This is a genomic window from Agromyces sp. P2_B3, from assembly GCF_056404815.1.
This window is the reverse complement of record NZ_JBFUDH010000012.1, coordinates 57,035-73,460: the sequence shown is the minus strand read 5'-3', so window position 1 is coordinate 73,460 and position 16,426 is coordinate 57,035. Positions and strand designations below refer to the sequence as shown.

21 protein-coding genes are annotated in these 16,426 nt (G+C 71.4%); 18 read left to right on the top strand and 3 right to left on the bottom strand.

All coding sequences use genetic code 11. The features are described 5' to 3' along the window. Positions 1 to 65: 65 nt before the first annotated feature. Positions 66 to 386, bottom strand: coding sequence for a hypothetical protein (locus tag AC1DZA_RS15855; protein WP_476773467.1), 321 nt, complete (start codon positions 384 to 386; stop codon positions 66 to 68). Between the two features lie 181 nt (positions 387 to 567). Here AC1DZA_RS15855 and AC1DZA_RS15850 point away from each other — a divergent pair, with 181 nt between their 5' ends. From AC1DZA_RS15850 to AC1DZA_RS15770, 17 genes are all read left to right on the top strand, one after another. Next, entirely contained in the window at positions 568 to 771 is a 204-nt protein-coding gene (locus tag AC1DZA_RS15850; protein ID WP_476761460.1) for a TraY domain-containing protein, read from the top strand. Next, positions 768 to 1,151, top strand: a complete 384-nt coding sequence (locus AC1DZA_RS15845) for a type II toxin-antitoxin system death-on-curing family toxin (protein WP_476761461.1) — start codon at positions 768 to 770, stop codon at positions 1,149 to 1,151. The genes AC1DZA_RS15850 and AC1DZA_RS15845 overlap by 4 nt, the downstream gene beginning before the upstream one ends. Before the next feature lie 100 nt (positions 1,152 to 1,251). After that, positions 1,252 to 1,878 carry an MEDS domain-containing protein gene (locus AC1DZA_RS15840; protein ID WP_476761462.1) on the top strand — a complete coding sequence of 209 codons (627 nt, stop codon included), beginning with the start codon at positions 1,252 to 1,254 and terminating at the stop codon, positions 1,876 to 1,878. Between the two features lie 14 nt (positions 1,879 to 1,892). After that, positions 1,893 to 2,882: a helix-turn-helix transcriptional regulator gene (locus AC1DZA_RS15835; RefSeq protein ID WP_476773466.1), complete on the top strand. Its 990-nt coding sequence runs from the start codon at positions 1,893 to 1,895 to the stop codon at positions 2,880 to 2,882. 168 nt (positions 2,883 to 3,050) lie between these two features. Next, the gene (locus tag AC1DZA_RS15830) at positions 3,051 to 4,268 is read left to right on the top strand and encodes an epoxide hydrolase family protein (protein WP_476773465.1); all 1,218 of its coding nucleotides are present in this window, start codon (positions 3,051 to 3,053) and stop codon (positions 4,266 to 4,268) included. Positions 4,269 to 4,274: 6 nt separating this feature from the next. Further along, the gene (locus AC1DZA_RS15825) at positions 4,275 to 5,252 is read left to right on the top strand and encodes an alpha/beta hydrolase (RefSeq protein ID WP_476773464.1); all 978 of its coding nucleotides are present in this window, start codon (positions 4,275 to 4,277) and stop codon (positions 5,250 to 5,252) included. Further along, positions 5,230 to 6,309, top strand: coding sequence for a thioredoxin (locus AC1DZA_RS15820; protein WP_476773463.1), 1,080 nt, complete (start codon positions 5,230 to 5,232; stop codon positions 6,307 to 6,309). Before AC1DZA_RS15825 ends, AC1DZA_RS15820 begins: the two co-directional genes overlap by 23 nt. A gap of 124 nt (positions 6,310 to 6,433) precedes the next feature. Beyond that, on the top strand, positions 6,434 to 6,895 hold the full coding sequence (locus AC1DZA_RS15815; protein ID WP_476773462.1) for a GNAT family N-acetyltransferase: 462 nt from the start codon (positions 6,434 to 6,436) through the stop codon (positions 6,893 to 6,895). A gap of 49 nt (positions 6,896 to 6,944) precedes the next feature. Beyond that, positions 6,945 to 7,445 (top strand): dehydrogenase, encoded by a 501-nt coding sequence (locus tag AC1DZA_RS15810; protein ID WP_476773461.1) that lies wholly within the window; start codon positions 6,945 to 6,947, stop codon positions 7,443 to 7,445. A 108-nt stretch (positions 7,446 to 7,553) separates the two neighbouring features. Next, positions 7,554 to 8,039: a DUF6069 family protein gene (locus AC1DZA_RS15805; protein WP_476773460.1), complete on the top strand. Its 486-nt coding sequence runs from the start codon at positions 7,554 to 7,556 to the stop codon at positions 8,037 to 8,039. A gap of 61 nt (positions 8,040 to 8,100) precedes the next feature. Then, entirely contained in the window at positions 8,101 to 9,255 is a 1,155-nt protein-coding gene (locus AC1DZA_RS15800) for a sensor histidine kinase (RefSeq protein WP_476761469.1), read from the top strand. Further along, the gene (locus AC1DZA_RS15795) at positions 9,252 to 9,866 is read left to right on the top strand and encodes a response regulator transcription factor (RefSeq protein ID WP_476761470.1); all 615 of its coding nucleotides are present in this window, start codon (positions 9,252 to 9,254) and stop codon (positions 9,864 to 9,866) included. The genes AC1DZA_RS15800 and AC1DZA_RS15795 overlap by 4 nt, the downstream gene beginning before the upstream one ends. Before the next feature lie 16 nt (positions 9,867 to 9,882). Next, on the top strand, positions 9,883 to 10,956 hold the full coding sequence (locus tag AC1DZA_RS15790; protein WP_476761471.1) for a winged helix DNA-binding domain-containing protein: 1,074 nt from the start codon (positions 9,883 to 9,885) through the stop codon (positions 10,954 to 10,956). Then, positions 10,943 to 11,821 carry an alpha/beta fold hydrolase gene (locus tag AC1DZA_RS15785; protein WP_476773459.1) on the top strand — a complete coding sequence of 293 codons (879 nt, stop codon included), beginning with the start codon at positions 10,943 to 10,945 and terminating at the stop codon, positions 11,819 to 11,821. The genes AC1DZA_RS15790 and AC1DZA_RS15785 overlap by 14 nt, the downstream gene beginning before the upstream one ends. A gap of 41 nt (positions 11,822 to 11,862) precedes the next feature. Further along, entirely contained in the window at positions 11,863 to 12,390 is a 528-nt protein-coding gene (locus AC1DZA_RS15780) for a dihydrofolate reductase family protein (protein WP_476773458.1), read from the top strand. 134 nt (positions 12,391 to 12,524) lie between these two features. Beyond that, positions 12,525 to 13,082, top strand: coding sequence for a hypothetical protein (locus AC1DZA_RS15775; protein WP_476773457.1), 558 nt, complete (start codon positions 12,525 to 12,527; stop codon positions 13,080 to 13,082). Between the two features lie 20 nt (positions 13,083 to 13,102). Then, a complete protein-coding gene (locus tag AC1DZA_RS15770; protein ID WP_476773456.1) occupies positions 13,103 to 14,002 on the top strand; it encodes a TerC family protein in 900 nt (299 codons plus the stop codon). Positions 14,003 to 14,005: 3 nt separating this feature from the next. Here AC1DZA_RS15770 and AC1DZA_RS15765 read toward each other — a convergent pair whose 3' ends face one another. Further along, positions 14,006 to 14,581 carry a dienelactone hydrolase family protein gene (locus AC1DZA_RS15765; RefSeq protein ID WP_476763822.1) on the bottom strand — a complete coding sequence of 192 codons (576 nt, stop codon included), beginning with the start codon at positions 14,579 to 14,581 and terminating at the stop codon, positions 14,006 to 14,008. A gap of 78 nt (positions 14,582 to 14,659) precedes the next feature. After that, positions 14,660 to 15,403 (bottom strand): SDR family NAD(P)-dependent oxidoreductase, encoded by a 744-nt coding sequence (locus tag AC1DZA_RS15760; protein WP_476773455.1) that lies wholly within the window; start codon positions 15,401 to 15,403, stop codon positions 14,660 to 14,662. A gap of 85 nt (positions 15,404 to 15,488) precedes the next feature. Between AC1DZA_RS15760 and AC1DZA_RS15755 the strand changes: the two genes are divergently transcribed. Beyond that, complete coding sequence (locus AC1DZA_RS15755) at positions 15,489 to 16,388, top strand: aminoglycoside phosphotransferase family protein (protein WP_476773454.1); 900 nt, start codon at positions 15,489 to 15,491, stop codon at positions 16,386 to 16,388. The last annotated feature ends 38 nt before the right edge of the window (positions 16,389 to 16,426 follow it).

Genomic DNA, 16,426 nt, shown 5'->3' with positions numbered 1-16,426 from the left:
TCCTACGGTCGCCGACGCCGCTGGTCACGGGGTTGCGCGCTCGGCGCGGCCGCGGCCGCGGTCTCCTAGGCCGACGGCCTCGCGGTCACGCGGAGGCGACCGCGGACGAACGGCAGCGCCGGTGCGCGGTATCGGAGCGCCGGCGGGTCGGTCGGGGCCAGCCGGATCTCGGCGCGACCGAAGCGCCACATGCGGTTGAACAGGTACACCCCGATCGTCACGTTCTCGTCGGCCGGTACCTGCCACGTGCCGATGCCCCACTGGGCCGGCTGGCCGAGTCCGGCGATGACGAGGGTGGGCCGGATGCCGCCGTAGAGCGCGAACCACGGCTTGTGCAGCGTCAGCTCGATGCGACGGGTCGACCGGTCGTCGGTCTCAGCCGGCATCAGCGGCGCTCGACCGGTTGGAACGTCACGTGCGTCTCCCGACTGCTGGCGGCACGGGCAGGGCGCGCCTGAAGCCTGATCAGCGTAACCCGGCGAACGGGTCATCGCCCCGGGAGGCCGTGAGGGTGATACCGGTCTGATACCACTGCGGTAGGATCGTCCCGAACGTGAAGGAGCAGCCATGGCCATGACCCTGCGGCTCGATGAGGAACACGACCGCCTGCTCCAGGCACTCGCCACGAGGTACGGGCGCTCGAAGACCGAGGTCGTCGAGATCGCGCTCGAGGAGCTCGCGGTCCGCGCCGACAAGTCGGCACGGACGAAGGCGGCATTCGAACGCGTTCGCACTCGTGACGCCGACCTGCTCGATCGCCTGGCCCGGTGACCGAGTACCTCGATCCCGAGGATGTGGAGGCGCTCCTCCACGAAGAGGGCTTCCACTACAAGGACGGCGCCCGCGGCCGCAACCTGCTGCTCTCGGCGCTCGCCACGCCCATGCCCGTCTTCGGCGAGGAGGTGCATCCCACGCTCGAGGAGAAGGCCGCGACGCTTCTTCTGGCGGTGAATCGAAATCACGCGCTCGCCGACGGCAACAAGCGACTGGCTTGGTTCGTGGCAGTCGCGTTCCTCGAGCTGAACGGCGTCGACCTCGTGGTCGATGACGTCGACGCAACCGACCGGTTCCTGCGCGCGGTCGCTGCAGGCGAAGTCGAGATGGACGACCTCGTGGACTGGGTTCGCGAACGGATTCGTACGCTCGAGTAGCGCAAGACGGTTCGACGACGATCTCGGTCGATGACATTTCGGGCGCGAGGGAGCATGCTTTTCCACAGGTCCGTTGTTCACCTGGGACGGAAGAGCGAACATGCCCCCTGAGTTCCCGAGCGCCCCCGAGCCCGTCACGTTCGCCGGGGGAGTGCTCGACCCGTACCGGCACGTGTGTGCATTCGTGGACGCGCCCTGGCAGGATCCCGTCTTCGACCCGTTCATCTCCGACGGCGTGGACCGGGGCGATCGCCTGCTCTACCTCGTCGACCCCGCGGCATCCGCTGCGCCGGTCAATCGGTTGCGTCGGCTCGGCTTCGACGCCGGCGCCCTGCTCGAGGACCACCGTGCGGAGGTGCGCACCTGGACCGAGACCTACCTGAAGGGCGGCAGCTTCGATCAGGCGGCGATGCTCGACGTGCTCGACGAGGTGCTCGTCGCCCAGCGGTCGCCGCGCATCCGCATGCTGTGCGACATGGGCTGGGCCGCGGGCCGCGCCGACCTCGACGACCTCATCGAGTTCGAGGCGAAGGCGAACTTCATCCACGCCCAGCACGACCATCTCGTGATCTGCTCGTACGAGGCGACGAAGTTCGACGGCGCCTTCGTCGTCGACATCCTGCGCACCCACCCCATGGTGCTGATCGGCGGGATGCTGCAGGAGAACCCGTTCTTCGTCCCGCCGTCCGAGTTCCTGGGAGAGCGCGACGCACGAGCGGCGAGCTGAGCGGCGCCGCCGACATGAATGCCGCGTCCGCACGTTCGGCTGACGAGATCCGGCCTGCGCCGGCGGGGCCGCCCACCCAGGACGGCCCGGCCGTCGACACCCGGCGCTGGCTCCGCGACCTGGGTGCGCTTCTCGCCCTGCCCGCGATGTGGGTCGACCACGAACCGCCCGAGATCGCGACGGGCCTGCTCAGCGTGCTCTTCGGGATCCTGCAGCTCGACGGCGCGTATGCGCGATTCGACGACGCGCAGGATGACGGTCGGCCGCTGGAGTCGTGGCGGCCGACGGGCGGGCGGTTGCCGGTCGAGCTGCGGTCCGTGCTCGAGGCCGACCCGGCTCCGACGCCGGGCCTGACGGCGACGGACGTCCCGGTGGACGAGGTCGGCACGCTGCGGGTCGTGAGCCTGCCGATCGTGCTGCCGTGGGAGACCGGGCTCGTGCTCGTGTCGGCTCGCCGCGCCGACTTCCCGAACGAGATGGAGACGCACCTCCTTCGCGTGGCCGTGAGCCAGGCCGCCATCGCCGTGCACACCGCGCGGCGGATCCGCCGGGAGCATGCCGCGCGCCTCGAGGCGGAGGCGGCGCTGTCGCGCCAGCACGAGGTGCTCCGTGTGCTCGTCGAGGACGCCGAACCGTCGCTCGCGGCGATCTCCCGTCGGATCGCGGATGCCTCGCGGTTGGTCGCCGAGGTCGACGCCGGACTCCAGTCGTCGCGGCGTCGTGCCGGCACGACCGCGTCGCCCGCGGCATCCGACCGGCACGGAAATGGAAACGGAACCGGGAACGGCAACGGCGTCGATCCCTCGCCGCAGCCGTCGTTGACCCGCCGCGAGATGGAGGTGCTGGGGCTGCTCGCGCAGGGCCTCAGCAACAAGGAGATCGCCGGCGTGATGTGGCTGAGCGACCGCACCGTCGAGCGCCACATCACGAGCCTCTATCGCAAGATCGGCGTGGCCCGCCGCAGCGAGGCGACCGCCTTCGCCCTCCGGAACGGCATGGGGTAGGTCCTGCGACGGCGGCCGATTCCCGCGATGGCGGTATGAGGGGTTCCCCTCAAGTCCTGCCTTGAGCCGCCCCGAATTGGCGAGGCCTACGGACGCCCTCGCAATCGCGCCGCGGGAGTCTCGAAGTGCGGCACCGGCCGCCACCATCGCCGAAGGAGCACGTACATCATGACCGTCACCGAACCCCGCTCCGACGCGGAGCACCGCGAGGACGACACCTCGATCCGCCCGTTCACCGTCGCATTCCCCGACTCCGACCTCGAGGACCTGCGCCGCCGCATCCACGAGACCCGCTGGCCCGACCGGGAGATCGTGAGCGACACCTCGCAGGGCGTGCAGCTCGACGTCATGACCGAGCTCGCCCGGCGCTGGGAGGCGTACGACTGGCGCACCGCTGAGGCCCGCCTCAACGAGCTGCCCCAGTTCATCACCGAGATCGACGGCGTCGACATCCACTTCATCCACGTGCGCTCGCAGCATCCGGGCGCCCTGCCGATGATCGTGACCCATGGATGGCCGGGGTCGATCATCGAGCAGCTGAAGATCGTCGGCCCGCTCACCGACCCCACCGCCCACGGCGCCAGCGCCGAGGACGCGTTCGACCTCGTCATCCCGTCGCTGCCCGGGCACGGCTTCTCCGGCAAGCCCACCGAGACCGGCTGGGACCCGATCCGCATCGCACGCGCCTGGATCGAGCTCATGCGACGCCTCGGCTACGACCGCTACGTCGCCCAGGGCGGCGACTGGGGCAACGCCGTGACCGAGCAGATGGCCCTGCTCGAGCCCGAGGGGCTCGTCGGCATCCACACCAACATGCCCGCGACCATTCCCGACGCGATCCAGACCGCGCTGACGAATGGCGAAGCGCCGCCCGAGGACCTCTCGGCCGAGGAGCGCGGCGCTTGGGACCAGCTCGCGTTCTTCTACGCGCACGGCCTCGCCTACGCGCAGGAGATGGGCAACCGTCCGCAGACCCTCTACGGGATCGCGGACTCGCCGGTGGGCCTCGCCGCGTGGATGCTCGATCACGACGCCCGCAGTTACGACCTGATCGCGCGGGTGTTCGACGGGGCATCCGAGGGGCTGACCGCCGATGACATCCTCGACAACGTGACCCTCTACTGGCTCACGAACACCGCAGTGTCGTCGGCGCGGCTGTACTGGGAGAGCAAGCTCCCCTTCTTCGCGCCCAAGGGCGTCAAGCTGCCGGTCGCGGTGAGCGTGTTCCCTGACGAGATCTACGCCGCTCCCCGCAGTTGGGCGACGCAGGCGTACCCGAACCTCATCCACTTCAACCGCCTCGAGCGCGGCGGCCACTTCGCGGCGTGGGAGCAGCCCGAGCTGTTCTCGCAGGAGATGCGCGCCGCGTTCCGGTCGCTGCGGTGATCCGGCATGGCTGACACGGGATCGTTCGCGAGCATCCGGCAGGTGGACGCCGGTGCCCTGAGCGTCGGCTACGCCGAGGTGGGCCCGTCGGACGGCCCAGCGGTGCTGCTGCTGCACGGATGGCCGTATGACATCCACAGCTACCTGGATGCCTCGGGGCTGCTCGCCGCGCAGGGTTTCCGCGTGATCGTGCCGCACCTCAGGGGGTACGGCTCCACACGGTTCCTCGATGACGACGCACCCAGGAACGGCCAGCAGGCGGCCTTGGCGTTCGACGCCGTCGCCCTGCTCGACGCGCTCGGCATCGACCAGGCGGTCGTCGGCGGCTTCGACTGGGGTGCGCGATCGGCGGACATCGTGGCGGCGCTCTGGCCCGAGCGGACCCGTGCGCTCGTGGCGGTGAGCGGCTACCTGATCGGCGACCCGGCGGTCAACCGCCGGCCGCTCCCACCGGCGGCCGAGCTCTCGTGGTGGTACCAGTTCTACTTCGCCACCGAGCGCGGACGCGACGGCTACGAGCAGTACCGCGACGACTTCGCGCGCCTCATCTGGCACACGGCCTCACCGCGGTGGAGCTTCGACGACGCCACGTTCGCGCGCAGCGCGGCATCCTTCGACAATCCCGACCACGTGGCGATCGTCGTGCACAACTATCGCTGGCGGCTCGGACTCGCCGAGGGCGAGTCGCGCTACGACGACGTCGAACGACAGCTGGCCGCCACGCCGTCGATCGCCGTGCCGACCATCACGATGGAGGGCGACGCGAACGGTGCGCCGCATCCGCAACCCGAGTCGTACGCCGGCCGGTTCACCGGGCCGTTCGAGCACAGACTCATCACCGGGGGTGTCGGGCACAACCTGCCGCAGGAGGCGCCCGAGGCGTTCGCCACGGCGATCGCGGATGCGGCGGGGATGGCTGACGCGAGCATGGCCACCGTGCCTCAGACGACTGGAGGAACAGATGTCCGATCACATCGAGAATGAGGAGGCGGTCGCCGCGACCGTCATGAGGGAGGGCCGCGGCGGCCTGTTCCGCTCGCTCGCGCACCGGCTCGCGGGGGATCAGGAGGTGCTCCCCGACGAGGGGCGCCTGCCGTCGTTCGACCGGGCGACGAGCTGGCTGAACTCCGAGCCGCTGACGCCGGCGGCCCTGCGCGGCCGCGTGGTGCTCGTCGACTTCTGGACGTACACGTGCATCAACTGGCTGCGCACCTTCCCGTACCTGAAGGCATGGGCGGAGAAGTACGCGGATGTCGGGCTGACGATCGTCGGCGTGCACACGCCCGAGTTCGGTTTCGAGCACGAACTGCGCAACGTCATCGCGCAGTCGGGCGCGCTCGGCGTGCAGTATCCGATCGCGGTCGACAGTGACTACGGCGTCTGGAACGAGTTCGCGAACCACTACTGGCCCGCGGTCTACGTCGCCGATGCCGAGGGGCGTCTGCGTTACCACCACTTCGGCGAGGGGGAGTATGCCCGGACCGAGATGGTGATCCAGCAGCTCCTCGTCGAGGCCGGCGCGCAGGGCGTCGACATGGACCTGGTCATGGTCGACCCCCAGGGGCTCGAGGTCGCCGCCGACTGGCGTTCGCTGCGGTCGCCCGAGACCTACCTCGGGTACGGCCAGAGCAGCGGATTCCTCGCGGAGGACGCCGCGCTCTACGACCGCCCGCACGACTACGAGGGGGCCGGCGGCCTGCCGCTCAACTCGTGGACCCTCACGGGCGTCTGGACGCAGGCCCAGCACGCCGCGGTGCTGAACCAGGCGGGCGGACGCATCTCCTTCGCCTTCCAGGCGCGCGACGTGAACCTGGTGATGGGACCGGCGACGGTGGGCGCGTCGATCCCGTTCCGGGTGCGGCTCGACGGGCGGGAGCTCGACGGCGCCAACGGCACCGACGTGGATGCCGACGGGCGGGGCGTGGTGCGGGACCAGAACACGTACCAGCTGGTGCGGCAGCCGGGCGAGGTCGAGGGGCGGGTCTTCGAGATCGAGTTCCTCGAGGCCGGAGCGGAGGCGTACTGCTTCACGTTCGGGTGAGCGGCGGTCAAGGTGACGTGCTGGGCGATACCGTCGTGGTGGTCACACCACGGCCGGCCGGCCGGTCAGTGCTCATGACCGGTTCGGCCGGGCCGGGAGCAGTGCGAGGCGACAGGAGAACCCCATGAGCACAGGAGATGCGTCCGAGCGGTTCGAGTACCCCGATTCGGCGGGATACCCCGACGGCACCGGATTCCTCGACGAGGGCACCGAGCAGCTGGTCGACGAGGTGACCGCCGACGCCGTTCGTGCGGTGGACCGGCCGTCGGCCGACGCGGCATCCGAGGTCGAGGTGCACCGTCGTGACGACGAGCACGCGTACGTCGCCGTGCTCGACGGCGTCGAGGTCGCGAGCATCCGCTACGACGAGGTCGACGGCCGGATCGTCGTGCAGACGACGACGGTCGAGCCCGAGTTCCGAGGGCGCGGCATCGCCACCGACCTGATCGCCGATGCGCTCGACGACCTGCGCGAACGCCGGATGCCGGTCACGGTGCGCTGCCCGGTCGTGGCGGCGTTCATCGCGGGGAACCCGCAGTACGCCGACCTGCTGGACGCGCAGCATCCGGAGCCGCCCTCGCCGTAGCCGTCGTGGTTCCGCGAGAATGGAAGGAGACGTGAAGGGGCCTGACATCATGAGCGAGTCGACGACGGACGCGACGACGGATGCTGCAGTGACGGATGCTGCGGCGACGACCCTGCCCGGCCGCGGCGCGACGACCACCCCGCACGGCCCCGGCCACCACGCGATCGGCTGCCCCGAGTGCTTCGAGGAGCTGCAGCGCAACCGCGACTGGTGGAAGGCTCGGCCCGAGGGCTCGCGGCTCGTCGGGCTGGTGGTCGCTCGCGACGACATGCCGTCGGTCGTGCAGCAGCGCAACGACCTCGCCGCGTTCGGCGTGGCGATCCTCGACTTCAAGCACCCCGCGCCCGAGGGCACGATGACGTGGGAGCAGCGGTTCGGCCTGCTGTTCGAGACGCTCCGCGCCGGCGACGTGCTCGTCGTGGCGAACGAGCGTGCGCTCGGCAGCACGTCCGAGGAGGTCGCGCGTACCATCCGCACCCTGCAGCGGCACAACCTCGTCGTCAAGGTGCTGAGCCACGGCGCCCCGCATCTCGAGACGGCGTCGCTCTAGGCTCCCGCACGCGCGTCTCCCGCCCACTCGGCGCGAGGACATTCCTCACGCCGAACCGGTGACATTCGACCCTGCCGAGCGAGCCGCATGGTTCGTAGCGTCGAGGGCATGAACGAGACGACCAAGCAGAGCTCCACCTCCGTCACCACGGCGGGCCTCGGCCGAGCGGATGCCTCCGGCACCGGCCGCCGCCGCCTCCTCAGGGCGGCAACCGTCGCACTGGCGATCGTGCTGCCACTGCTCGTGTGGGCGATCGCGGTGCCGCTCGCCGGCCTCGAGCTCGTCGCAGGGTCGGGTCCGACGGCGCAGGCCGTCGGGCCCGCCTCGATCGTGTCCGCGGTGCTCGTCGCCGGCCTCGCCGCGTGGGGCGTGCTCGCCCTGCTCGAGCGGTTCACGACGCGCAGCGGCCGCACGTTCGCCATCGTCGGCTGGACGGTGCTCGCGCTCTCGCTGCTCGGCCCCGTCCTGACGGGCGCGGCCGGCGCCGTGCTCGTCGTGCTCCTCTCGATGCACCTTGTGACGGGCGCCACCCTGGTGATCGGGCTTCCGCTCGCGGCACGTCGTCGGCAGCGGGTCCGCGAGGGTGGTGAGTAGATTGGCGAGCGGAGCGGACCCCGACCGGGGCCACGGCCCGGGGACGAGTGACACGATGACGATGAGCGGCACCCTCGACGACGCCGAGCTGCGAAGGACGGCGACCTGGCTCGCGTACCGGCCGGGCCCATGGCTGGCGCTGGTCGCGGCGCCGGTGCTCCTCGTCGCCCCGCTCGTGACGGCCGTCGCGGCCGGGGAGTGGGCACGCATCGGGTACGTGGTGCTGCTCGGCGCCGTCTTCGGGGTCACCGTGTCGCTGCCCTTCGGCTCGCGGCGCCGGCCCAGCGCGGTGAGCGAGATCGTGTTCGTCGCACTGCTCCTGCTCTGCACCGGATACCTCGTGCTGTGGCCCACGGGCCAGGCGCTGCTGTTCCCGCTCCTCGCCGTGGCCGCGTCGATCGCCATCCGCCGGCGATGGGCCATGGGCATGGTCGGCGCCATCGCCGTCAGCGGCGCCCTCGCCGTGGGCTTCGAGACGTGGTCGCTCGAGGCGGCGGTGCTCGTGGGATTCGCCGCGTTCGCGGGCGGGGCGGGCAACTACCTCGTGCAGTACTACGTCGCGCTGACGCGTGAGCTCGACCGCACGAGGGAACGCCTCGCGGTCGTCGCCGTCGGCGAGGAGCGCCTGCGCTTCTCACGCGACCTGCACGACCTGCTCGGCCACTCCCTTTCGGTCATCGCGGTGAAGTCCGAGGCGGCCCGCCGACTCATGTCGCGAGAGCCGGATGCCGCGACGGCGCACATCGCGGAGGTCGAGACCGTTGCCCGCGACGCGCTCGCCGAGGTGCGATCGGTCGTGGCCGGCTCGCGGTCGGTCAGCCTCGCAGAGGAGCTCTCGAATGCACGGCGCACCCTCGAGGATGCCGGCGTCGCGACCTCCGTCGTCGGGTCCCACCGGGTGCTGCCCATCACCGTGGACGCCGTCCTCGGCTGGGTGGTGCGCGAGGGTGCCACCAACGTGCTGCGCCATTCGGCCGCGCGTCGCTGCACGATCGAGGTCGCCGTGACCGAGCAGGGTGCCCGCGTCGAGATCTCCGACGATGGGCCGAACCACGGGCCTGGAGGCATGGCGCGTCCGGGTGCCGCGACGGGGAGCGGGCTGGACGGCCTGCGCGAACGCGTCGAGGCAGTCGGCGGCGAGTTCGGCGTGGAATCGTCGGCCTCGGGATTCCGCCTCAGTGCGATCGTTCCGCTGTCCGAGGAGGCGCATCGGTGAGCGAACCGACGACGATCCTCATCGCCGAGGACCAGCGCATGATGCGCTCGGCGCTCACCACCCTGCTCGACCTCGAGGACGACCTCACGGTCGTCGGCGGGGTCGGACGCGGCGACGAGGTGATCCCCGCGGCGCAGCGTCTGAAGCCCGACATCGTGCTCCTCGACATCGAGCTGCCGGGGCGCAGCGGCCTCGACGTGATCGCGCCGCTGCTCGAGGCGGTGCCCGGCTGCGCCGTGGTGGTGGTGACGACGTTCGGCCGACCGGGCTACCTCGGGCGGGCGCTCGCCGCGGGTGCGCGGGGGTTCCTCGTCAAGGATGACCCGGTCGAGCAGCTCGCGGCCGCGATCCGCCGGGTGTGCGCGGGGGAGCGGGTCGTCGACCCGCAACTGGCCGCCGAGGCGCTCGGCGTCAGCGGCACCACGCTCACCGCGCGGGAGGCCGATGTGCTGCGGGCCTCGGCGACCGGCGCCGCGGTCGTCGACATCGCGCGGCAGCTCTCGCTCTCGCCGAGCACGGTGCGCAACTACCTCTCCAACGCGATCGGCAAGCTGGGCGCGCGGAACCGCATCGAAGCGCTCACGATGGCCCGTGACCGAGGCTGGCTCTGATCGCTACGCTGCACACGTGATCACCGACCGCGACATCGCCCGGTGGCGGCTGCACTCGCAGCTGCTCGCCGCACCTTCCGAGGGGGCCGAGGAGGTGGTGCGCTCGTTGCTGGCGGTGCAGGCCGAGAACCCGTCGCAGTCCGCGTGGGCGGTGGCGACCCGCACCACGTCGCCGCGCCAGGACGACCTCGCCGACGCCCTCGCCGACGGGCGCGTCCTGCGCATCCACGTGCTGCGCTCGACCTGGCACTACGTGCACGCCGACGACGCACAGTGGCTGCAGGAGCTCACCGCGCCGCGGGTGATGCCGGTCTTCGCGCAGCAGCTGCAACCGCTGGCCGATCGGCTGCCCGCACTCGACGACGCCGTCGAGGCGATGCTCGCCGAGTCGCCCGACCGCACACGAAGCGATCTGGCGGCCGCCCTGGCCGAGCGCGGCGACGAGCTCACCGGCCAGCAGCTCATGCTGCTGCTCGGACGCCTCGAGGTGCTCAGCCTCGTGTGCAGCGGAGTGCCGCGCGACGGCGAGCACACGTACGCGCTCTTCGCCGATCGGGTGCCGACACCGAGGCGCCTCGACCGCGACGACGCGCTCGCCGAGATCGCCCTGCGCTACTTCACCTCGCACGGGCCGGCGACCGAGCGCGACCTCGCGTACTGGGCCACGCTCACCGTGACCGACGTCCGTCGCGGGATCGCCGCGGCATCCGACCGGCTCGCCTCGTTCGAGCACGACGGGCGCACGTTCTGGCACGCGCCAGGTGACGCCCCCGCATCCGCGTCGCCGGCCGGCCACCTGCTGCAGGTGCTCGACGAGATGTACCGCGGCTACCAGGACACGCGCTGGGTGCTCGACGCCGATGGGGTCGTGCCGCGGGCCCGCGAAGCCGCGATCGGCATGGCGCTCGTCGACGGGCAGCTCGTCGCCGGCATGAAGCGCACGGTCACCGCGAAGGCGGTCACGTTCTCGTTGCGCCCGCATCGGGTGTTGGGCGGTCGGGATGCGAAGGCGATCGAGGATGCCGCCGAGCGCTACGGCGACTTCCTCGGCCTCGAGGCGCGGGTGGTGTTCGACGATGTCGGGAGCTGACGTGCGAGCGGTGCGGGTCGGCCGTCCCGACGGCGCCACGCTCGCGGCCGAGGCGATCGGCGAGCCGAGGGATCCGGTCGTGCTCCTCGTCGCCGGGGGAGAATCGTCGATGGACTGGTGGCGGCCCGAGTTCTGCGAGCTCATCGCCGATCGCGGGTTCCGCGTGGTGCGGTACGACCAGCGCGGCATAGGGGAGACGAAGCTCGGCCCGCCCGGCACGTGGCGCGACGGACTGCCGGTCGCCGTCGAGGATGCCGTCGCGGTGCTCGACGCGCTCGCGGTGCTCGACGGCGTCGCGGCGCCCGACGCGCACTGGGTGGGGTTCTCGGCGGGCGGGTGGGTCGCGCAACTGGCTGCGCTCGATCACCCCGATCGGGTGCGCGGGCTGACACTCGTGTCCACGAGCCCGACGATGTTCGAGGCCGATCCCGACCTGCCCGGCGCCACCGCTCGCATGCGGGAGGCGTGGGCGAACCCGCTGCCGGAGCCCGACTGGAGCGACCCCGACGCGGTGATCCAGCACCACGTCGACGTCGACCGCGACTACGCCGGCGTCGAGTTCGATGAGGCGCATGACCGCGCGATCTGGACCGACACGGTGCGGCGGTCGCCCGGCATGCACCGCGACGAGGGCGGGGCGGACGTCGTCGAGGACGCTCCGCGCTGGAGGGAGCGCCTGGGCGAGGTCCGGGTGCCCACGACGGTGGTGCACGGCACCGCCGACCCCGTGTTCCCGCCCGGCAACGGGGAGGCGCTGGCGCGCGACATCCGCGGGTCCCGCCTGGTCACGATCCCCGGCGGCGGGCACGAGCTGCCCCCGGCGGCGTGGCGCGCGGTGGTCGACGCGATCACCGGCGCCCCGTGACATCCGGGGCCGAACGGGGCAGGCTGGAGCGCATGGGAACCGTGACGATCTCATTCGAAATGACGCTCGACGGGGTCTTCGACCAGATGGAGCAGTGGTTCGACGAGAACGACCCGGGGCTGCAGCGAGCCTCCGACGAGCTCGTCTTCGGCGCCGACGCGGTGCTGCTCGGCCGCGAGAGCTACGAGTTCTTCCGCGAGTACTGGCCGAAGCAGACCGACGACCGAGGCTTCGCGGCGCACTACAACGCCCTGCCCAAGTACGTCGCGTCGACGACGCTGACCGGTCCGCTCGACTGGAACGCGACGCTCATCGAGGGTGACGTCGCCGAGGCGGTGCGCGGGCTGCGCGAGCAGTACGGGTCGATCATCTCGCATGGCTACGGCGGGCTGGCCGCCACGCTCGTCGACGCCGGCCTGGTCGACGAGATCCGCGCCGGCATCCACCCGTTCATGGTCGGCACCGACGGGCAGCGGCTGACCACGCCGCATCCCGTCGGTCTGCGACTGCTCGGCGTGGATGCGACGGAGTCGGGCATCATCGCCGCGAGGTACGCGCCGGCGTCGTAGCCGGATCGCGCGGCGGGAGCCCGCGCGCGTTGCGGGCGCGTATGAGCCGCGTTCGGGGGAACGCGGCGTCGGGGCATCGGGCGTACCCTGCGTGTGTCGGCCCACCCGAGGGTCGTCGGACGGAGTCCACGATCATGCGACGCGCCCACATATCCCGACTCGGTGTCACCGTTGGCGTCGCCGTGGCGGCCATCCTCGCCCTGGCCGTTTCGGCGCCCGCCCACGCCGAGCAGGTCGTCACGAGTGACGACGTCGCGTTCCGCCTTGTCGTGGCGGGCGAGGCGGGCGTGGCGGGCGAAGGCGACGCCGACGGCGACGGCGTATCCGACGCATCCGATGTGTGCGCCGACACCACGTTCACAGCGGGTCCGGCCGACCTCGAGCTCAAGGGCGACTCCGCCAAGGACAAGGCCAAGGGCAAGGCCGAGGCCGAGGCCGAGGCCGAGCCCAACGATCACCCGGCCAAGCCGAAGCACAACCAGAACCGGGGCGAGCTGAAGCCCAACCACTCCTGGTCGAGCAGCGAGGCCGGCTTCGTCGACGCGACCGGCGCGGTCAGGTACACGCTCGACGAGACGGGCGGATGCTCCGCCGAGCAGATCATCGCCGCCGCAGGCCTCGGCAAGGGGCACATGAAGCACGGGATCTCGGCCGGTGCGATGAGGAAGTGGATCGCGTCGCTCGAGAAGTGACGTGCACCTAGCATGAGCGGGTGGACTTCTCACTCGCCTTCACCCCCGATCTCATCGCCGTCTTCGTCACGCTGTTCGTGCTCGAGATCGTGCTCGGCGTCGACAACGTCATCTTCATCTCGATCCTCGCGTCGAAGCTGCCGAAGGAGCAGCAGGCCCGGGCCCGCAACCTCGGCCTGACCCTGGCGATGGTCATCCGCGTGGTGCTCGTGTTCTTCGCGGGCTGGATCATCACCCTGAAGGAGGACGTCGTCGTCTGGTTCGGGATGGGCTTCTCGATCAAGGACTTCATCCTCATCGCGGGTGGCCTCTTCCTCGTCTACAAGGCGGTCACCGAGATCCACCACAAGCTCGAGGGCGCCGAGGAGGAGCATGGCGGCGCCGCGCCGAAGCGCATCACGTTCGGCTCGGTCCTCACCCAGATCCTGCTGCTCGACATCGTCTTCTCGCTCGACTCGGTCATCACCGCGGTCGGCATGACCGAGAACCTCCTCATCATCATCACGGTCGTCGTGCTGTCGTTCGGGATCATGCTGTTCGCGTCGCGCTTCATCTTCACGTTCGTGAACCGCCACCCCACGGTGAAGATGCTCGCGTTGTCTTTCCTGCTGCTCATCGGCGTGTTCCTCATCGCCGAGGGCTTCGGCATCAAGATCGACAAGGCGCTCATCTACGCGCCGATGGCGTTCGCGATCCTCGTCGAGGCGCTGAACCTCGTCGCGTCCTCGCGCAAGGCGAAGCGCGAGCAGCGTCGCCAGCACGCGGTGCAGCTGCGTCCGCAGTACCCCGACGTCGACGAGTCGGTCGCGGTGTCGGCGGCGCTGTCCGAGCGCACGCCGGGCGCCGGCTCCGTCGGGCTGTCGCGACAGCCGGTCGCGGGTGTGACGGATGCCTCGGAGGAGCGCGCCGGGCTCGGCTGAGCCTCAGCCGACTCGGGCGAGGAACTCGAGCACCCGCTGCGTGAGGAGCTGCGCGGCCGCCGCGTCGTAGCTCGGCAGGCTGGAGTCGGCGAAGTAGTGCTGGTCGCCGGGATACAGGAAGAGCTCGGCGTCGTCGGCGGATGCCACGAGCTCCCGCGCCGCGTCGACGTCGCCCTCGTCCATGAAGATCGGGTCGGCATCCGCCCCGTGGATCTGCGCGGGGAGGCCGGCCGGCCAGCCGCCGAACTCCGACGGCGGCAGGCAGGAGTAGAAGAACAGGGCGCCCTTCGCGCCGTCGCGGGTCTGGGCGAGCTGCTGCGCTGGAACGACTCCGAGCGAGAAGCCGCCGTAGACGAGCTCGTTCGTGAGCGACCCGGCCGCACGCTGGCCGCGGGCCATGATCTCGTCCCAGCCGACCTCCTTGGCGTAGCCGACGCCCGCCTCGATCGAGTCGAAGGTGCGTCCGTCGAAGAGGTCGGGCGTGTGCACGGTGTGGCCGGCCTGACGGAGGTCGTCGGCGAAGGCATGCAGGCCCTCGGTGGGACCCAGTGCGTGATGGAAGAGCAGAACCTCGGCCATCGTGATACTCCTGTCTGGCGGTCGAACGACTCGGTCGCTCGCACGGTACTCGCTCGCGCGACGGCTGTCGACGAGCGCTCACTCGAGCAGTTCGGCGACCTCGCCGGGGCGTCCGTGCTCGAGCAGGTACAGCACCCGATCCGCGACCTCCTGCGGCGGGATGAGCCGCCCAGCCGCACGCTGCTGCTCGGGTGCGAGGGCGGCGAATTGGGCATGAGCGCGATCGAGGCCGATCCAGCCGGGCACAACGGCCATGACGCGAACGTCGGCCCGACCGCCGAGCGAGCTCGTGAAGCGGCGGAGGCCGGCCTTCGCGGCGCCGTACTCGGGTGACCCGTAGGGTTCGTCACCCTCGCCGCCGCTCGACCCGATGTTCACGACCGCGCCGCTCGCCCCGACGCCGCCGCTCGCCCCGACCACGCCGCCCGCTCCGCCGACCGTCGCGAGCCGCGGCCACAGCCGCTGCGCGAGCAGCATCGGCGCGACCAGGTCGAGCGTCAGCGCGCCGAGCCATGCGTCGGGTTCGGCGTCGGGGTACTGCGGGCCCGGCGACCAGCCTCCCGCATTGTTCACGAGCGCCGTGACGCCGGAGACCCCGGCGAGCGCGTCGGCCGCCGCGTTGATGCCGTGGATCGTCGACAGGTCGGCGGCGACGACCGCCACGGGCGACCCGTGCCGCGCCTCGAGGTCGCTCGCCGTCAGCGTCGCCGCCGCCAGGTCGCGGTCGATGAGGAGCACGCCGTGACCGTGCGCGAGCAGCGTCTCGGCGATGACGGCGCCCAGCCCGGCGGCGCCACCCGTGACCACGACGGTTCCATGCATGCCGCCATCCTGCTCGGGGGCACCGACACTGGACCGCGACACGAACCGCGGTGAGTGCGCTGCGGTGAGTGGCAAGCTGGGTCGGATGCCACTCCATTCCGACGAGCTGCCGATCGACGTCGGTCTCGCCTCCGCCCTCATCGCTCGCGAGCGACCGGAGTGGGCCGGCCTGCCGGTGACCCTCGCCGGTGGCGGCACCGACAACGTGATGTTCCGGCTTGGCGACGACCTCTTGATGCGGATGCCGCGCACGGCGGGAGGGGTGCCCTCGCTGCGCAAGGAGCGCACGTGGCTTCCCCGCCTGGCGCCCGCCCTGCCGGTTCGCATCCCCGAACCGGTGCACGATGGCTCCCCGTCGCACGCGTACCCGCTGGAGTGGTCGGTGTACCGGTGGATCGACGGCGCCCCACCGGCATCCGACACCGTGACGGACTGGCGACGGTTCGGCGACGACCTCGCCGCCTTCGTGCGCGACCTGCACCGCATCGACCTCATGGGCCAGCGACGGTCGGGCGACCTGAGCTGGTATCGGGGCGGCAGCCTCCGCGAGCCCGAGCCGGGGGTTGCGCAGGCCTTCGACGAGGCTCGCCCGCTCGTGGGTGACGACCTCGACCTCGACCGGCTCGAGCAGTGGTGGCGCGACGGGCTGGACCTGCCCGACTCGCGGGCGCCGCACGTGTGGCTGCACGGCGACCTGCGCCCGGGCAACCTCCTCGTCGCCGCGGGCCGGCTTCACGCGGTCATCGACTTCGGGGCGCTCTCGGTCGGCGCGCCCGATGCCGAGCATGCCGCCGTCTGGGACCTGCCGCAGGCCGCCCGCGACGCCTACTGGAACGCGCTGCACCTCGACCAGGCGACCTGGCGGCGCGCCCGGGCCTGGGCGATCGCGGTCGCGATCCTCGGCATCCCGTACTACTGGCGCACCCTTCCCGAGTTCGTCGCGGAGTGCCGGGCGCGGCTCGGGGCGATCCTCGCCGGCAGCTAGTGACGACGGGGGAGCGGCAGCCGCACTGGCGCCGCGCG

Excerpts from the sequence above, each read along its gene's own strand:
- AC1DZA_RS15760 (WP_476773455.1), bottom strand. The coding sequence starts at position 15,403 with ATGCATGGAACCGTCGTGGTCACGGGTGGCGCCGCCGGGCTGGGCGCC.
- AC1DZA_RS15755 (WP_476773454.1), top strand. The coding sequence starts at position 15,489 with ATGCCACTCCATTCCGACGAGCTGCCGATCGACGTCGGTCTCGCCTCC.
- AC1DZA_RS15830 (WP_476773465.1), top strand. The coding sequence starts at position 3,051 with ATGACCGTCACCGAACCCCGCTCCGACGCGGAGCACCGCGAGGACGAC.
- AC1DZA_RS15800 (WP_476761469.1), top strand. The coding sequence starts at position 8,101 with ATGAGCGGCACCCTCGACGACGCCGAGCTGCGAAGGACGGCGACCTGG.
- AC1DZA_RS15840 (WP_476761462.1), top strand. The coding sequence starts at position 1,252 with ATGCCCCCTGAGTTCCCGAGCGCCCCCGAGCCCGTCACGTTCGCCGGG.
- AC1DZA_RS15850 (WP_476761460.1), top strand. The coding sequence starts at position 568 with ATGGCCATGACCCTGCGGCTCGATGAGGAACACGACCGCCTGCTCCAG.
- AC1DZA_RS15835 (WP_476773466.1), top strand. The coding sequence starts at position 1,893 with ATGAATGCCGCGTCCGCACGTTCGGCTGACGAGATCCGGCCTGCGCCG.
- AC1DZA_RS15825 (WP_476773464.1), top strand. The coding sequence starts at position 4,275 with ATGGCTGACACGGGATCGTTCGCGAGCATCCGGCAGGTGGACGCCGGT.
- AC1DZA_RS15815 (WP_476773462.1), top strand. The coding sequence starts at position 6,434 with ATGAGCACAGGAGATGCGTCCGAGCGGTTCGAGTACCCCGATTCGGCG.
- AC1DZA_RS15810 (WP_476773461.1), top strand. The coding sequence starts at position 6,945 with ATGAGCGAGTCGACGACGGACGCGACGACGGATGCTGCAGTGACGGAT.
- AC1DZA_RS15805 (WP_476773460.1), top strand. The coding sequence starts at position 7,554 with ATGAACGAGACGACCAAGCAGAGCTCCACCTCCGTCACCACGGCGGGC.
- AC1DZA_RS15785 (WP_476773459.1), top strand. The coding sequence starts at position 10,943 with ATGTCGGGAGCTGACGTGCGAGCGGTGCGGGTCGGCCGTCCCGACGGC.
- AC1DZA_RS15820 (WP_476773463.1), top strand. The coding sequence starts at position 5,230 with ATGTCCGATCACATCGAGAATGAGGAGGCGGTCGCCGCGACCGTCATG.
- AC1DZA_RS15775 (WP_476773457.1), top strand. The coding sequence starts at position 12,525 with ATGCGACGCGCCCACATATCCCGACTCGGTGTCACCGTTGGCGTCGCC.
- AC1DZA_RS15765 (WP_476763822.1), bottom strand. The coding sequence starts at position 14,581 with ATGGCCGAGGTTCTGCTCTTCCATCACGCACTGGGTCCCACCGAGGGC.
- AC1DZA_RS15855 (WP_476773467.1), bottom strand. The coding sequence starts at position 386 with ATGCCGGCTGAGACCGACGACCGGTCGACCCGTCGCATCGAGCTGACG.